We start from the raw sequence: 16163 nt of genomic DNA, 5'->3' as shown, positions 1-16163 counted from the left end.
CACGGCGCGTGACCTTGGGGAGTGAGAGATCTTGGCGGGTTCTGCCGACTTCGACCTGTACCGCCCGGCCGAGGAGCACGACATGCTCCGCGACTCCGTCCGCGCGCTGTGCGAGGCGAAGATCCTCCCGTTCGCGGCCGCGGTCGACGAGGAGGCCCGCTTCCCGCAGGAGGCCCTCGACGCGCTCGTCGCCAACGACCTGCACGCCGTTCACGTGCCCGAGACCTACGGCGGCGCCGGCGCCGACGCCCTCGCCACCGTGATCGTGATCGAGGAAGTGGCCCGCGTCTGCGCCTCCTCCTCCCTGATCCCGGCCGTGAACAAGCTCGGCTCCCTCCCGGTGATCCTCTCCGGCTCCGAGGAGCTCAAGGCCAAGTACCTCGGCCCGCTCGCCAAGGGCGACGCGATGTTCTCCTACTGCCTCTCCGAGCCCGACGCGGGCTCCGACGCGGCCGGCATGAAGACCCGCGCGGTCCGCGACGGCGACTTCTGGGTGCTCAACGGCGTCAAGCGCTGGATCACCAACGCGGGCGTCTCCGACTACTACACGGTGATGGCCGTCACCGACCCGGAGAAGCGCTCCAAGGGCATCTCGGCCTTCGTCGTCGAGAAGTCCGACGAGGGCGTCTCCTTCGGCGCCCCCGAGAAGAAGCTCGGCATCAAGGGCTCCCCGACGCGCGAGGTCTACCTCGACAACGTCCGCATCCCCGCCGACCGCATGATCGGCGCCGAGGGCACCGGCTTCGCCACCGCGATGAAGACCCTCGACCACACCCGCATCACCATCGCCGCCCAGGCCCTCGGCATCGCCCAGGGCGCCCTGGACTACGCCAAGGGCTACGTCCAGGAGCGCAAGCAGTTCGGCAAGCCGATCGGCGACTTCCAGGGCGTCCAGTTCATGCTCGCGGACATGGCCATGAAGATCGAGGCCGCCCGCCAGCTGACGTACGCGGCGGCCGCCAAGTCGGAGCGCGTCGACGGCGACCTGACCTTCTTCGGCGCCGCGGCCAAGTGCTTCGCCTCCGACGTCGCGATGGAGGTCACCACGGACGCCGTCCAGCTCCTCGGCGGCTACGGCTACACCCGCGACTACCCGGTCGAGCGCATGATGCGCGACGCCAAGATCACCCAGATCTACGAGGGCACGAACCAGGTCCAGCGCATCGTCATGGCCCGCAACCTGCCGTAACGCGCCCGGCCCGGAGACGCGCGAAAGGCCCCCGCACCCGCCGGGGGCCTTTCCGTACACCCTCCTTTGTAACGATTCCGATCCAGCGGGCGGCCGGACCGCGGCCGTACGCCCCCGGCGGGCCGCCGCGCCCGGCCCGAGGAGGAGTCCCTTGGCCCGCCCGCGCGGCCCGCGGCCCGCGGGCGGATCTCGCGGGCGGGCTTTCGCCGCTGAGCAGCGGGTCTTCGGCCGCTCGGCCGGCACGCCGTACATAGAGAGGGGACGGCCGGGTCCCCGCGCCCGCGCGGAGTACGGAACCCGCCGTAACCGGAACGTTGCCGGAGGCGGCCCGCAGGGCCCGCCTGAGGGCTTTGCACCGCCCGGGATGGGCTAACTTTGAAGCTTCGTACGCCTGAACCGGTTGGGGAGAGAACAAAATGACGGAAGCGATCCTGCTGGTCGGCGGGCAGGGGACGCGACTGCGCCCCGTGACGGTGAACACCCCCAAGCCGATGGTTCCGGCAGCGGGCGTCCCGTTCCTCGCCCACCAGATAGCCAGGGCCGCCGCCGCCGGGGTCACGCACATCGTGATGGCCACCTGCTACCTCGCCGAGGTCTTCGAGCCCTACTTCGGCGACGGTTCCGACTTCGGCATCACCCTCGAATACGTCGTCGAGGACGAGCCGCTGGGCACGGGCGGCGCCATCCGCAACGCCGCCGAGCGCCTGACGGGTGGTCCGGACTCCCCGGTCCTCGTCTTCAACGGCGACATCCTCACCGGTCTCGACATCGCCGGCCTGGTCGAGTCGCACCAGGCGGCCGACGCCGACGTCTCCCTGCACCTCGTACGCGTCGAGGACCCGCGCGCCTTCGGCCTGGTCCCCACCGACGCCGACGGGCGGGTGCTGGCCTTCACCGAGAAGCCGGAGACCCCCGAGGAGATCATCACCGACCAGATCAACGCCGGCTGCTACGTCTTCCGCCGCAGCGTGATCGACTCCATCCCCGCCGGCCGGCCGGTGTCCGTCGAGCGCGAGACCTTCCCCGGCCTGCTCGCCTCCGGCGCCAAGCTCCACGGCGTCACCGAGGACACCTACTGGCTGGACCTCGGCAAGCCCGAGTCCTTCGTCCAGGCCTCCGCCGACCTGGTGCGCGGCGTCGTCTCCTCCCCGGCCGTCCCCGGCCCGCGCGGCGAGGCGCTCGTCCTCCCCGGTGCCGAGGTGGCGGAGGGCGCCAAGCTCTCGGGCGGTACCGTTGTGGGTGCCGGCGCCCGGATCGAATCGGGTGCTGTCGTCCAGGGCTCCATCGTGCTGGACGGCGCGATCCTCGGCGCGGACACGGTGGTGAGCGCCAGCCTCATCGGCGCAGGCGCCTCGGTGGGAACGCGCACGGTGCTGACGGGCGCGGTCATCGGCGACGGCGCCGTCGTGGGGGCTGACAACGAACTTCGCGCAGGGGTGCGGGTGTGGTGCGAGGCTGAACTGCCGGACGCCGCCGTCCGTTTCTCCTCCGACCGGTGACCAACTTCAGTGAGGCACAACCTGTGATAGGCGAGCAGCAGACTCCCCGCCCGACCGACGTCGCAACCACCAAGCTCCCCGACACCTGGGCGGACACGCCGCTCACCGTGGTCATGCCCACCTACAACGAGGCGGGCAACCTGCCGGGCATGGTGGAGCTGCTCATGGGCCTCGACCAGCCGGGCCTGCGCCTGCTGATCGTCGACGACTCCTCGCCCGACGGCACCGGCAAGATCGCCGACGAGCTCGCCGAGGGCTTCCTCACCGAGGACGGCAAGCCCCGCATGTCCGTCCTGCACCGCACCGCCAAGGACGGCCTCGGCCGTGCCTACGCAGCGGGCATGGCCAAGGCCGTCGAGGACGGCGCCGAGTACGTCCTGCAGATGGACGCCGACGGCTCCCACCCGGCCGGCAAGATCTCCGAGATGCTGGGCGTCGCCCGCTCCACCGGAGCCGGTCTCGTCGTCGGATCCCGCTACGTGCCGGGCGGCACGCTGTCCGACGCCTGGGGCGCGCACCGCAAGCTGCTCTCCCGCTGGGCCAACGCGTACGCGAGCACCATCCTCGGCACCCGCGTCCGCGACATCACCGGCGGCTTCAACCTGTGGAGCGCCGGCGCGCTCAAGGCGATCGACCTCGCGTCGATCGGCAGCGCCGGCTACAGCTTCCAGGTGGAGATGAAGTACAAGGCCCTGCGCCGCGGCTTCCAGGTGATGGAGGTCCCGATCCACTTCGAGGACCGCACCGTCGGCGAGTCCAAGATGAACCTGGCCGTCCAGCTGGAGTCCATCGCCATGCCGTGGAAGCTCCGCGCCCGCGCCGGCAAGTAACGCACGGACGGACGACGAAGGAGGAGGGGCACCCCGGCCGGGGTTCCCCTCCTCCTTCGTTCCACCACCCGCCGGGGGCCGGGTCACTGCCCCCTGACGGTCACCTTCTGGTCCTTCTGGATCTCCTTGACCAGCTGCTGCACCTTCGCCTTGTCCCAGACCAGGTTGCCGCCGCGCTGACCGGAGATCGGCATGTTCATCGACACGCCGTCACCGCCGCTGATGCCCTTCATCGCGAAGAACATCTGCCCCATGTCCCACAGCCCCATGTCCTTGTCCACGATCAGCGTGTCCAGGCCGGCTCCCATGACCGGGTAGAGGGAGAAGGGGTTCAGGACCGTGCCCGGGGTGGCCGCCTGGCTCGCGAGCGCGGAGAGGAACTTCTGCTGGTTCTTCGTCCGCTGGAGGTCCGACTCGGCGAAGGCGTACCGGGTGCGGACGAAGGCCAGCGACTGCTCGCCGTTGAGGGTCTGCTTTCCCGCCTTGAAGTCGGCGCCCGACTTCTCGTCCTTGAAGCCCTGCTCGATGTCCAGCTCCACCCCGCCGAGGGCGTCGACGATGTTCGCGAAGCCCGCGAAGCCGATCTCGGCGTAGTGGTCGATGCGCAGGCCGGTGTTGAACTCCACCGTCCGCACCAGCAGTTCCGGCCCGTCCTCCGCGTACGCGGCGTTGAGCTTGACCCGCCGCCCCTGCGAGGGGAACTTCTTGCCCGACTGGGAGCCGACGAAGGAGGGGATCTCCACGTCCGAGTCGCGCGGCAGCGAGATCATCGTGTTCCCGCTGGAGCACTTCGCCAGGATCATCATCGAGTCGGTGCGCTTGCCCTCGGCGGAGCCCGTGTGGAGCTTCTTCTTCTCCTCGTCGGACATCCCCTCGCGGCTGTCGGAGCCCACGATGAGGTAGGTGGTGCAGTCGCCCTCCTTCGGGCGCTCGATGACCTTCGACAGGTCCACCTCGCGGCGCACCTGGGAGTCCGCCCAGAAGTAGGTGCCGATGCCGGTCACGAGGAGTACGGAGACCACCGCGATCGAACCGATCTTGATCCGCTTGCGCCAGTCAGGGGCCGGCCCCTGCGGCCTGCCCGGGCCGCCGGGCCCGCCCGGCGGGCGCTGGCCCGGACCGCCGGGAGCCGCGGGACGCCCGTACACCTGGCCGGTGTTGTAGCCGCTGTCGTATCCCGAGGCCGGAGCCTGCGCCTGCTGCGGCACCCCGTACCCCGGACGGCCGCCCTGCGGCGGGGCCTGCGGCGGGACCGGCGGACGCCCCGGGCGCTGGGGCGGCTGCTGCGGCTGCCGCTGGACGCGGCGCATCCGCTGCGCCCCCTCCGGCTGCGCCTGCCCGCTGCCGCGCCCGTACCCGTCATCGCGGCGGCCCCGCGCGTCGCGCTCGCCGTACCCGTCCCAGTCACTCATGCGCACAAGGATGCCCGGCCGGGAGGGCCGCCCGACACCCCGGTCCACGCTTCGTACCGCGCCTGTTGCACACCTGATGCCTACGGGCGGCACTTAAGGTGGCTGTATGACACAGATACCGGACGCACCCGAGGGCAAGCCGATCTCGGCGTCCCGGACCACCCTCAGCCACATCATGACGGCCAACGACACCAACCTGCTCGGCACCGTGCACGGCGGTGTGATCATGAAGCTGGTGGACGACGCGGCCGGCGCCGTGGCCGGGCGGCACTCCGGCGGCCCCGCCGTCACCGCCTCCATGGACGAGATGGCCTTCCTCGCCCCCGTCCGCGTCGGCGACCTGGTCCACGTCCGGGCGCAGGTCAACTGGACCGGACGCACCTCGATGGAGGTCGGCGTACGCGTCCTCGCCGAGCGGTGGAACGAGTCGAGCCCCGCCACCCAGGTCGGCAGCGCCTACCTCGTCTTCACGGCGGTGGACGCCGACGGCAAGCCCCGCCGGGTCCCGCCGGTGATCCCGCAGACCGAGCAGGACGAGCGCCGCTACCAGGAGGCCCAGATCCGCCGCACCCACCGGCTCGCCCGCCGGCAGGCGATCACCGAGCTGCGCGCGCGGCGCGCGGCCGAGGGCATCGAGGAGTGATCCATTCGGCTGCGGCAGTGACGCCCCCGTAGACTGCTGCGCTGACGTCCGACCACCCGTACGCAGCCGCGCCGCGACCGTCGAGCGCCCTGCCGTCCCCGCAGAAGGCGCTTCCATCCGATGACCTCCGCACGCACGCTGCCCGACTCCCCGGCCGGTGCGGCCGGGCGCCGAAGCGCCGGAACGGACGAGGAGCCCGCGGCGCCCCGCCGGCTGCCGGCCCGCCTCGACTGGCTGTGGGCCGCACTGCTGACCCTGGCCGTCACCGCGTTCGGCATCGGCCGCGCCCAGCCCTGGCGGGACGAGCTCGCCAGCTGGAACGCCGCCTCGCGCAGCACCGGCGAGCTGATCGACATGCTGCGGCACGTCGACGCCGTCTCCGGCGCCTACTACCTCCTGCTGCACGGGTGGGTCTCCGTCTTCGGCGACTCCCTCGCCATGCTCCGGTTCCCGTCGGCGCTCGCCATGGCCGGCGCCGCCGCCTTCGCCGTCCTGACGGCCCGTACGCTCTTCGACCGGCGCACGGCCGTCTTCACCGGGCTGCTCTTCGCGTTCGTGCCGGCCGTGTCCCGGTACGGGCAGGAGGCGCGGTCGTACGCCTTCGTCGTGCTCGCCGTCAGCGCCGCGACCTGGCTGCTGCTGCGGGCGCTGGAGCGGCCGGCCCCGCGGCGCTGGGCCCCGTACGCCCTCGCCGTGGCGGCGGCCGGGCTGTTCCACGTCGTGTCCCTGCTGATCCTGCTGCCGCACGGGCTGATCGTGCTGCTGCGGTGGCGGCGGGACCGGCGCGGGCGGACCGTCGTCGCTTTCGCGGTGACGGTGGCCGTGGGCCTGCTGCCCGTGGTGCCGCTGGTGCTGCTGGGGCAGCGTCAGGTCACCCGGCAGATCAGCTGGATCAAGACCCCGCACCTGCGGAGCTTCGCCGACCTGTGGAGCACCCTCTTCGCCTCCCCGACCACCGGCCTGCTCCTCGGCGCGCTGGTGCTGCTGCCGCTCGCCTGGAGCCGGGGCCGGCGGCCCGCCGGGGAGCTCCTGCTGACCGGCGCGGCCCCGGTCGTGGCCGCCTGGGTGGTGTCGCAGGGCAGCACCTCGTACTTCATGGACCGCTACCTGCTCTTCACCGTGCCCGCCTGGGTGGTGCTCGCGGCAGCCGCGCTGGCCGCGCTGCGGCCGCTGCGGGCCGGGGCGCTGGTGCTGGCCGCGCTGATCGTCCTCGGCCTGCCCGACCAGCGGCAGATGCGCACCGAGTGGGCCAGGGTCGAGCAGGACGGCCAGGCCGTCGCGAAGATCATCGCCAAGGGCTACCGGCCCGGGGACGGGTTCGCGCCCGTACGCGGCGACGACCGGGTGTTCATGATCGACTTCCAGGTGGAGTACTTCCTGCCGGACCGCGTCCGCCTCAAGGACGTCTTCGCCGAGCGCTCGGCGCTCCAGCGCGACGACCTGTTCCCCAAGGAGTGCGGCCGGCCCGCGCAGTGCCTGGGCACCACCCCCCGGGTGTGGGTGGTGACCTGGAGCGGCACGGACAACCCGTACCACAAGTTCCCCAAGGGGCAGGCCGAAGCGCTTCGCAGCCACTACCGGGTGGCCGAGAGCAAGACGGTGCGCGGCCTGACGGTCTCCCTGCTGGAGCGCACGGCCTAGCCGGCGGGACGGCCTACGGCCCGCACACCACCTGGTCGCCGGTGACGGCCTGGGCGCCGCCGTCCCGGTAGGGGTTCTCGGCCCGCACCGGCACCACCTTGCGGTACTCCGAGCCGGCCGTCACCAGCACCGTGCGGCCCTGCCCGGCGACCGCGCGCAGCTCGCTGCCCGGCAGCGCCGCCGCCACCGTGCGGGCGGAGCGGTCCCAGCGCGGGTCGTACGCGATCACCGTGCGCCGGACGTCGCGGCTGGCGGCGTTGCCCGGGGTGCGGGTCGTGTCGAAGCCGGTGGCGCGCAGGGCCTCGTCCACCCGGCCGCCGAGCCCGTCGATCCGGGTCCCGTTCTCCACCTGGACCCGCACCTGCTGCGGCGGCACGTCCACCGGCACGGCGGCGGGCCGCTGCCCCCCGCCCGCGCCCCCGCCGGGCCGGGGCGGGGCCAGCGGCCGGTCCTGGCGCAGCGACTCGAAGAGCCGGGCCGCCTTCGGGCCGTCCCACTTCACCGTCGAGCCGATGCCCTTGACCGGGTACGAGGCGTCCCCGACCGGCACCGAGGCGAACTCGGACGAGGAAGGCGTGAAGTCGCGCATGGCCTGGCCCAGCGCCAGCATCTGCTCCGAGCCGAAGTCGCGGTCGGCCCGCACCGACCCCAGCAGGGTGGAGCTGACCTCCTTGAACTTCACCGGGTTGAGCAGCACCCCGCCCCCGGTGGCCTGTTTGACGAGGGCGGCGACGAACCGCTGCTGCCGCTGCATGCGGCCCAGATCGGAGGCCCCGTCGACATGGCGGGAGCGGACGTACTGGAGGGCCTGGCCGCCGTTGAGCCGGTGCGTGCCCGGCAGCAGGTCCAGGCCGGTGTTCTGGTCGTGCAGCGCCTTGACGGTGCAGATCTCCACGCCGCCCATCGCGTCGACGGTCTTCATGAAGCTGCTGAAGTCCACCTCCAGGTAGTGGTCGATCTTGACCTTCGTCATGTTCTCCACGGTGCGCACGGTCAGGTTCGGCCCGCCCTCGGCGTAGGCGGCGTTCAGCTTCACGGGGTGCGGCCGGTGCGGCTTGCCGGTCACCGGGTCGCGGTGCGGGGGCAGTTCGGCGTAGCTGTCCCGGGGCAGGCTGACGACGCTGGCCCGCTCCCGGTCGGCGGAGAGGTGCACCAGCATGATCGTGTCGGTGCAGTGGCAGGGGGCGCCGCCGAGCCGGAACGCGCGCTTCTCCTGCGGGGTGATCCGGTCGCGGCCGTCTGTGCCGACGAGCAGGAAGTTCATCCCGTGCCCGGCCTGGGGGCGGTTCTTCATGTCCTTGAAGGGGTCGACCCGTTCGATCCCGGTGTCCAGGCCCGTCATCACCGCGTGCCCGACCGCTCCGGACCCCAGCACCACCAGCGACAGCCCGGCCGCGATCCGCACCCCCCACCGGGGCCTGCCCTCCCGGCGCCTGCCCCGGCGGCCGCCGCCGCGCGCACGCTGCGGCTGGGAGGGCCTGGCGGGTGGGGTGGGACGGTGCGGCTGGGGCACGGTGGACACCTCCGCGGGGGACAGCACGGGGACGGAGCCGGCGGTTCGCTCACGGTGCCGACCGGCCGGCACATCGGGCAGATTCGTCAGAACAGTAGGCCCATACGATCAGCCGCTGTCCGTACCGCTCGTCCGCCGCGCACCCGTTTCCCCCGTACGCGGTAACGTGACACCGGTACCCGACCGTGAAGGACGACATGCCCGCCCAGCAGCCCGCAGTCTCGGTGATCATGCCGGTGCTCAACGAGGAGCGCCACCTGCGTGACTCCGTCCGGCACATCCTCGGACAGGAGTACGCAGGCGAGATGGAGGTGGTGATCGCGCTCGGGCCGTCCACGGACCGCACCGACGAGATCGCCGCCGAACTCGTACGCGAAGACCCCCGCGTCCACACCGTTCCGAACCCCACCGGACGGACCCCCGCCGCCCTCAACGCCGCGATCAAGGCCTCGCGTCACCCGATCGTCGTCCGCGTCGACGGCCACGGCATGCTCTCCCCGAACTACATCGCCACCGCCGTCCGCCTCCTGGAGGAGACCGGCGCGCAGAACGTCGGCGGCATCATGCACGCCGAGGGCGAGAACGCCTGGGAAGAGGCCGTCGCCGCCGCGATGACCTCGAAGATCGGCGTCGGCAACGCCGCCTTCCACACCGGCGGCCAGGCCGGCCCCGCCGACACCGTCTACCTCGGCGTCTTCCGCCGCGAGGCCCTCGAACAGCAGGGCGGGTACAACGAGGAGTTCATCCGCGCCCAGGACTGGGAGCTGAACTTCCGCATCCGCGAGGCGGGCGGGCTCATCTGGTTCTCCCCCGAGCTGAAGGTCCAGTACCGCCCGCGGCCCTCCGTACGAGCCCTGGCCAAGCAGTACAAGGACTACGGCCGCTGGCGCCACGTCGTGGCCCGCTACCACTCCGGCTCCATCAACCTGCGCTACCTCGCCCCGCCGACCGCCGTCTGCGCCATCGCGGCCGGTGTGGTGGCGGGCGTGGCCCTCACCCCGTGGGCCTTCGCCGTCCCGGCCGGCTACCTCGCCGCGATCACCGCGGGCTCCGTCCCGGCCGGCCGGGGGCTGCCGCTCAAGGCCCGCGCCCAGATCCCGCTCGCCCTCGCCACCATGCACATGAGCTGGGGCTTCGGCTTCCTCACCAGCCCGCGCTCGCTGGCCCGCAAGGTCATCGCGAGCCGCCGCCCGTCCGTCCCGGGCCCGGCCGGAGCCCGGGACCACTCGCAGGTCTGACACCGCCGCGGGCGGCGGAAACGGCACGAAGGGGTGACCCGGCCCTCCACGGACCGGGTCACCCCTTCGCGTTCGACCGGGCCGGCTCACCAGCGGTACGGCTTGTAGACCTCCATGCAGGCCCCGGTGTCCGAACCGTTGAGGGCGTCGGCCGTGTCCGGCACGGAACCGGCCTCCGGCGGCGCCTGCTGCGGGTAGACCGCGCCGTCGCGCCAGTCGCCGCCCACGATCAGGGTGATCCGCGAGACGTCCGCCGACTGCTGCACCGCGGTGCCCGGGATGCCCATGGCCGCCGCCACGCTCTGCGCCTCGCCGGCCAGCTCGGGGGACGGGTAGCGCACCACGGTGGCCTTCTCCGGGGTCAGCGCGCTGTCCGCGCGGGCCCCCGTGAAGCCCTTGGCGACCAGGGCCTCCGCCACCACGTTCGCCCGCCGGGGGGCCAGCGGCATCTTCTCCACCGCGGTGCCGTTGACCACGTTGACCTGGATCTTGTCCGGCGCGGTCGACGGAGCCGCGGACGGCCCCGGGCCCGGCTGCGCCGGCTGGCCCGACGGCGACGGCTGGCCCGGCTGCGAGGCCCCGGAGGAGGGCTGCGACGGAGCGGACGCGGAGGCCGAGGGGCTCTGCGGGGTGGTCGGAGTGCCGTTCTTGTCGAAGGCCACGTCCTTGCGGAGCATCGTCCACAGCTTGTCGGCGTCCGCCGGGTTCACCACGAGCCGGTCCGGGTCCGAGGGGTCCTGGAAGGTCGGCATCGTCGTCATCGTGATGCGGTTGGTCGGCACGTCCTTGAGCTGCATGGCCAGGTTGTAGAGCTTCTTGACCGAGCCGATCTCCTCCGAGACCTCCAGCGCCTTCGTGCCGGCCTCGGCCAGCGCCGTGATCCGGCCGACGTCGGTGAAGGCGTTCTGGCTCTTGAGCTCGCGCATCATCGAGTTCATGTACATGTGCTGGGCCTGCGCCCGGCCCAGGTCGCTGCTGAACGCGTGCCGGGTGCGCAGCCACTGCAGGGCCTGCTCGCCCTTGACCCGGGTGGTGCCCTTCTGGAGCTTGAGGCCGGAGCCGCCGCCGGAGGTGGCTATCGGCCGGTCCCAGACGTTGTCCTTGACGCAGACCGGGACGCCGCCGACCGCGTCGGCCATCTGCACCACACCGGAGAAGTCGATCATCATCCAGTGGTCGATGTAGACGTTGGTCAGCTTCTCCCACGTGGCCAGCGTGCAGCCGGGACCGCCGCGACCGAGCGACTCGTTGATCATCGCCCGGGTCTTCTTGAACTTCTCGCCGCTCTTGGGGTCCGTGCACTCCGGTATCTCGACCCGGGTGTCGCGAGGGATGCTCACCACGGAGGCGTTCTCCCGGTCGGCCGACACGTGCAGCAGCATCTGCACGTCCGCGAGCGGGGGGTTCCCCACGGTGTCGTGACTGCCGCCCAGTTCGACGTTCTCCGGCTTGTTGCGGCTGTCCGAGCCGATCAGCAGGATGTTCAGCGGCCGCTGGCCCTTGGCGTTGGCGTGGGTCTTCTCCACGCCGCTCTCCCCGCTCAGGCGCTGCCCGCTGCGGATGTTGCCGTTGAGGTGACGGTAGTAGAGGTACCCGGCCGCCGACGTCCCCAGGATCAGGAACGCCATGACGGACGCCACCCAGAACAGCACCCGGCGGCGGCGCCGCCGCACCGGGAGCCCGCCTTCCGCGGGCAGGGCCGTACCCGAGCCCTTCCGGGGCGGGGGCACCGATGCGGCGGTCTTCCGCTCGCCGTCGGATATGCCGTCGGCGGCCTGGTCGGGCGCCCCCTCCCCCCGCACGCTGCTGTGCTTCACGCGTCCCCCCTCAAGATCACTACTGGTCGGTGTGGTGCCGGTCCTGCCGGCTACCGCCCGTCATACGCCGGCCGGTCGAAAAGATCGGTGGTGCTGGTGCGTGCCGTGCCTAACAGCCGTCCGCCCCCGTGGCGCGGACCGCTCACTTCGCGCAGACCGCCTTGTCCGCCTCGACCCGCTGGAGCCCCTCGGGCGCCTGCTGCGGAGCCTGCGGCGCACCGAGCGGCTTCCCCGGCTCCTTGAAGTCGGCACCCAGTGTCAGCTTCATCGGCGTCCTCGGACCCGCGTCCACGGAACCCATCTTCAGCGCGGCACCGGACAGCCCCATCATGTCCGCCAGCGCCCGGGCCTGGTCGGCCTGGTTCGGGGCGAACTCCAGCTGGGTGGCGCCCAGCCGGGCGGAGGCGTTGCCGTGGTTGCCGGCCTTGAGGACGCCCTTGCTGTTCTGCAGCCAGGTCAGGGTAGTGGAGGCCGATCCCGGGGGCCCACCGCCGTTGTACACGTCCACCCGGACGTCCCCCGCGGGCGCGCGGTTGCCCTGGAGCACCGCGTCCTGCCGGGCCTTGGCGTCGGCGTCGGCCGCTTCCTTCGCCGCCGCCTCCTTCTTCTCGACCTCGGTCAGCGAGACGTCCGCCCGGACCATCCGCAGCAGCTCCTCGGCGGGCGCCGCGTTGAGGACCACGGTCGACTTCCGGTTTGCCGGCTCGTTCGGGTTGTCGAGCACCGGGAGCGTGGTGAAGGTGATGTTCTTGAGGTTCATGTCCTTCAACTCACCGGCGAGGTCGGTGAGCTTCCCGATCGACCCCAGCCCCTGGTCCACCGTCAGCGACTTGGTGGCCGCCTCCGCCAGCGACACGAACTTCTTCGGACTGGTCAGCGTCTCCTTGGACTTCATCTCCCGCATCATCGAACCCAGGAACTGCTGCTGGGTCTTGATCCGGTCCAGGTCGCTCTCGTTGCCGAACGCGTGCCGCGTCCGCACGAAGGCCAGCGCCTGCTCGCCCTGGAGCCGGTGCTCGCCCGCCTTCAGGTTCAGCTTGGAATCGCGGTCGTTGACGTCCTTCTCCACGCACACCGGCACCCCGCCCACCGCCGTGCTCAGGTTCTTCACCGCGTTGAAGTCGACCATCATGAAGTTGTCGACCTCGATGCCGGTCAGCTGCTTGACCGTGCGCATCGTGCAGCCCGGGTCGCGCCCCTCCTGGCCCAGGCTGTTGTTGAAGCGGGTGCCCTTGGTGCCCGCGATGTCCTTCACCGAACCGTTCGGCTGCTTCGTCGGGCAGGCCGGGATGTCGGTGATCAGGTCGCGGGGGATGGACAGCGCCGTCGCGTTGGTGCGGTCCTTGGACACGTGGAAGAGGATCGTGGTGTCGGCGTGCCCGACGCTCTCCGCGTCCCCGTAGCCCTCGTTGCCCTTGCCGCTGCGCTTGTCCGTGCCGATCACCAGGATGTTGATCGGCTGGTCCTTCTTGAAGCCGCCGCCGACGCCACCGGTGTCGATGACCTTCAGATTGCCGTTCAGGTGCTCGTAGTAGAGGTACGAGCCCAGCCCGCCGGCGACCAGCAGCAGCGCCAGCGTCCCGCCCGTCGCCACCAGCACCTTCCGCCGCCGGGGCGGACCGCCGCCCTTGCGCGGACGCCCGCCGCGCCGCCCGCCGGGCAGGCCCTCGCCGCGGCGGGGCTTGGGTACGGCCGGGGAGGGAGCGGTCGGCGCGGAGGGAGCCGTGGCGGTCCTGCGGGATCTGCGGGGCGCGGCGACGACGGGCTGCTGCGCTGCGGAATGGCCCAGTCGCAGTTCGTAGTTGCCGGTGCGGGGATTGAGCACCCACTGGTCTGCGGGGTCGATCTCGTCCGCCCGCCCACGGCTTTGCGCATCCACGGTTGCTCGAATCCTCCGTCGGTGCTTCGCGACGCGCCTCCCCCCAGGCACGCGGTCAACGATCCGGCTGCTGGTGCGGGGCCCCTGTCACGGCCCGTGCACCGGATCGCTCACCTTATCCGGCCAGGTCAGCCCCAAACCATGCTGGTGACAAAATCCACTCTCTCTATAACGGGCCAAACCGCCCATCGGGCTCGGCCGGACCCCGGGCTTTTGGATTGCTTTACCGGCAGTCGGCCGCGGCCGCCGTGGTTCCCGTGAAAGTCGGCGCCGGCGTGACCCCCACCGGGCTTCCGCTTCGCGTCGGCGACGGCTCCCGCGAGGCGGCCGCCGGGCCGGTCGCCGTCGCCGGTCCGGCGCTCTCCCGGACCCGCTCCCAGGGCCCCGTACGAGGCTCCGGATCGGGTTCCGGATCGGGCTCCGGCCGGACCCGCGGATCCGGCTCCGCAGAGGTGACCGTCAGCGGGAGGTCCATGCGCAGCTGCCGGAACAACCTTGCCGCGTCCGGCTCGACGAGCTCGTCCCGATTGGGATCCGCCGCGTACGGGCGACGCGGCACGGTCAGGAACTTGACCTGATCAGTCGGTATGTCCCGTACGCCCCGTACGAGTTCATACAGGCCGCGCAACGACGCCAGCCCCGGATCGGTGGTCACCGACGAGGTGGCCGCGTCCAGCAGCGGATACAGCCGCCCCGGGTTCAGCAGCACCCCGTTGCTCTTCACCTTCTCCACCAGCGAGCCCAGGAACTGCTGCTGGCGCTCCATCCGTTCGGTGTCGCTGCCGTCGCCCAGACCGTACCGCGCCCGCACGAAACCGAGCGCCTGCTCACCCTGGAGCAGCTGGCGCCCCGCCGGGAGCCTGAGGTGCGCCTCCCCGTCCACCACCGGCCGCTTCAGGCACACCTCGACCCCGCCGACCGCGTCGACCATCTTCTTGAACCCGCCGAAGTCCACCACCATGTGGTGATCGATCCGGATCCCCGTCAGCCGTTCGACCGTACGGATCGTGCAGGCGGCCCCGCCCCACGAAAACGCCCAGTTGAACTGCGCGAGCCGCTCACCGGTCCGCGTACCGTCCGGCTTCAGACAGCTCGGGACCTCCACCATCAGGTCCCGCGGTATCGACACCGCGGTCGCGCTCCCGCGGTCCGCCGGCAGGTGCAGCAGGATCGCGGTGTCCGAACGCTGCGTGCCCTCGTCCTGCCCGTAGCGCGAGTTGGCCGTGCCCGACCGGGAGTCCGAGCCGATCAGCAGGATGTTCTGGACGCCCGCCCCGAAGCGCGTCGGCCGCTCGCGCTCGTAGCGCCGCAGCTCGGCCTCGGCGGAGGTGTCCTCCGTGATGTTCCCGTCGAGCTTCGCGTACAGCCACCAGCCCGCCGCCGCGCCCGCCAGCACCAGAAGGACCAGCCCCAGCCCGACCCAGCGCAGCATCCGGCGCCGACGCCCGCGACCACGGCCGCGGCCGTGCGGGGGCGCGCCGCCGCTCCCGGCCGCTCCGCCGTCCGGTATGCCCGCGCTGTCCGCCACTGGCGCTCCATCCCTCGCCCTGCCGGCAACCAGCCGTACGGGTGAGCACGGCCTGGAGCCGATCCTGCCCCCGGGCGAGCCCGACGGCCCGGGGGCAGGGGGCGGGCAAGGGCCATGTGGGTGACAAATCGCGGCGGAGCCCCCGCACGGCCCCCGGAGGGTGCCCTCAGACCCGCAGGGTGACGCGCTCGCTTTCCACGCGCTGCTCCAGCGCCTGCGGCGACAGCGCGTCCAGGTTCCGGCACAGCACCACCGAGCCGCCCGTGGCCAGCGCCCCGTACAGCCCCGCCGACAAACCCTCCCAGCTGTCGTAGCCGAGCCCCGACAGCACCCGGGCGCCCTCGCCGGCGCCCCGGCCGGCCGCGTCGGCCCGCGCCCGCTCGACCACGTCCGCGTGACTGAGCTCCTCGCCGCCCACCACCAGGCCCGGGCCGTCGGCGTCCACCGGCACGAAGGGAGCGAACCGGTCGCCCTGCCCCGGCACCTCCACCGCGTAGTCCGCGAACCCGGCCGGCGGCTGCGGGAACCGCCCGCCCAGCGGACGCAGCGCGAGCGCCACCCGCTCACCGGAGCAGGCGCGTGCCTCCTCCAGGGTGTCGGGCCCGCTCACCACCAGGTCGGCACCGGCGGGATCCCCGCCCACCTCGGCCACCACCCCGACGGACGCACACGCGAGCAGCCACACGGCGCTCTGCCAGTGCGCCGGCAGCAGCAGCGCGAGCCGGTCGCCCGGCTCGGCGCCCAGGTCACCCTGGAGCAGATTGGCGGTCTTGGCCACCCAATTGGCGAAGGTGGCGACGGACAATTCGACGCGCTCGCCCGTGGCGTCGTCGTAGAAGGTCACGAGCGGGCGGCCCGGATCGGCGGCGAGCGCGGATCGCAGCAGGTCGGCAGGGGTGCGGTCAGTGGCGTTCACCCGGCCCAGCGTACGCGGGCCCGTCCCCCGTACGGCGGGTGGCGGCTCGCCCGTACGG

12 protein-coding genes are annotated in these 16163 nt (G+C 72.2%); 6 read left to right on the top strand and 6 right to left on the bottom strand.

Translation table 11 applies throughout. From position 1 onward, the window contains the following. The first annotated feature begins 31 nt into the window (after positions 1-31). From D1J60_RS13975 to D1J60_RS13965, 3 genes are all read left to right on the top strand, one after another. Positions 32-1189, top strand: coding sequence for an acyl-CoA dehydrogenase family protein (locus tag D1J60_RS13975; protein WP_125595567.1), 1158 nt, complete (start codon positions 32-34; stop codon positions 1187-1189). Positions 1190-1605: 416 nt separating this feature from the next. Continuing rightward, entirely contained in the window at positions 1606-2688 is a 1083-nt protein-coding gene (locus tag D1J60_RS13970; RefSeq protein WP_007264479.1) for an NDP-sugar synthase, read from the top strand. 113 nt (positions 2689-2801) lie between these two features. Continuing rightward, complete coding sequence (locus tag D1J60_RS13965) at positions 2802-3518, top strand: polyprenol monophosphomannose synthase (RefSeq protein ID WP_241253558.1); 717 nt, start codon at positions 2802-2804, stop codon at positions 3516-3518. 83 nt (positions 3519-3601) lie between these two features. Here the strand turns inward: D1J60_RS13965 and D1J60_RS13960 are convergent, their stop codons facing one another. After that, complete coding sequence (locus D1J60_RS13960; RefSeq protein ID WP_125595565.1) at positions 3602-4930, bottom strand: LCP family protein; 1329 nt, start codon at positions 4928-4930, stop codon at positions 3602-3604. Between the two features lie 106 nt (positions 4931-5036). Between D1J60_RS13960 and D1J60_RS13955 the strand changes: the two genes are divergently transcribed. Together D1J60_RS13955 and D1J60_RS13950 are read left to right on the top strand one after the other, a co-directional pair. Next, a complete protein-coding gene (locus D1J60_RS13955; protein ID WP_125595564.1) occupies positions 5037-5573 on the top strand; it encodes an acyl-CoA thioesterase in 537 nt (178 codons plus the stop codon). A gap of 120 nt (positions 5574-5693) precedes the next feature. Beyond that, positions 5694-7214 carry a glycosyltransferase family 39 protein gene (locus D1J60_RS13950; RefSeq protein ID WP_125821317.1) on the top strand — a complete coding sequence of 507 codons (1521 nt, stop codon included), beginning with the start codon at positions 5694-5696 and terminating at the stop codon, positions 7212-7214. Positions 7215-7227: 13 nt separating this feature from the next. Here D1J60_RS13950 and D1J60_RS13945 read toward each other — a convergent pair whose 3' ends face one another. Further along, positions 7228-8619 (bottom strand): LCP family protein, encoded by a 1392-nt coding sequence (locus D1J60_RS13945; protein WP_125824018.1) that lies wholly within the window; start codon positions 8617-8619, stop codon positions 7228-7230. Between the two features lie 305 nt (positions 8620-8924). Between D1J60_RS13945 and D1J60_RS13940 the strand changes: the two genes are divergently transcribed. Then, entirely contained in the window at positions 8925-9965 is a 1041-nt protein-coding gene (locus tag D1J60_RS13940) for a glycosyltransferase family 2 protein (protein ID WP_125821316.1), read from the top strand. An 86-nt stretch (positions 9966-10051) separates the two neighbouring features. On the opposite strand, the gene D1J60_RS13935 is transcribed toward D1J60_RS13940, so the two are convergent. From D1J60_RS13935 to D1J60_RS13920, 4 genes are all read right to left on the bottom strand, one after another. After that, on the bottom strand, positions 10052-11593 hold the full coding sequence (locus D1J60_RS13935; protein WP_241253557.1) for an LCP family protein: 1542 nt from the start codon (positions 11591-11593) through the stop codon (positions 10052-10054). 331 nt (positions 11594-11924) lie between these two features. After that, positions 11925-13661: an LCP family protein gene (locus tag D1J60_RS13930; RefSeq protein WP_125821315.1), complete on the bottom strand. Its 1737-nt coding sequence runs from the start codon at positions 13659-13661 to the stop codon at positions 11925-11927. A 223-nt stretch (positions 13662-13884) separates the two neighbouring features. After that, the gene (locus tag D1J60_RS13925; RefSeq protein WP_345501212.1) at positions 13885-15189 is read right to left on the bottom strand and encodes an LCP family protein; all 1305 of its coding nucleotides are present in this window, start codon (positions 15187-15189) and stop codon (positions 13885-13887) included. 166 nt (positions 15190-15355) lie between these two features. Beyond that, positions 15356-16105, bottom strand: coding sequence for a TIGR03089 family protein (locus tag D1J60_RS13920; protein WP_125595561.1), 750 nt, complete (start codon positions 16103-16105; stop codon positions 15356-15358). Positions 16106-16163: the final 58 nt, after the last annotated feature.

It is taken from the genome of Streptomyces sp. W1SF4, assembly GCF_003950035.1.
Classification (GTDB): domain Bacteria; phylum Actinomycetota; class Actinomycetes; order Streptomycetales; family Streptomycetaceae; genus Streptomyces; species Streptomyces racemochromogenes.
Note: the sequence above shows the minus strand (reverse complement) of the source record. Positions and strands in the feature narration are given on the sequence as shown.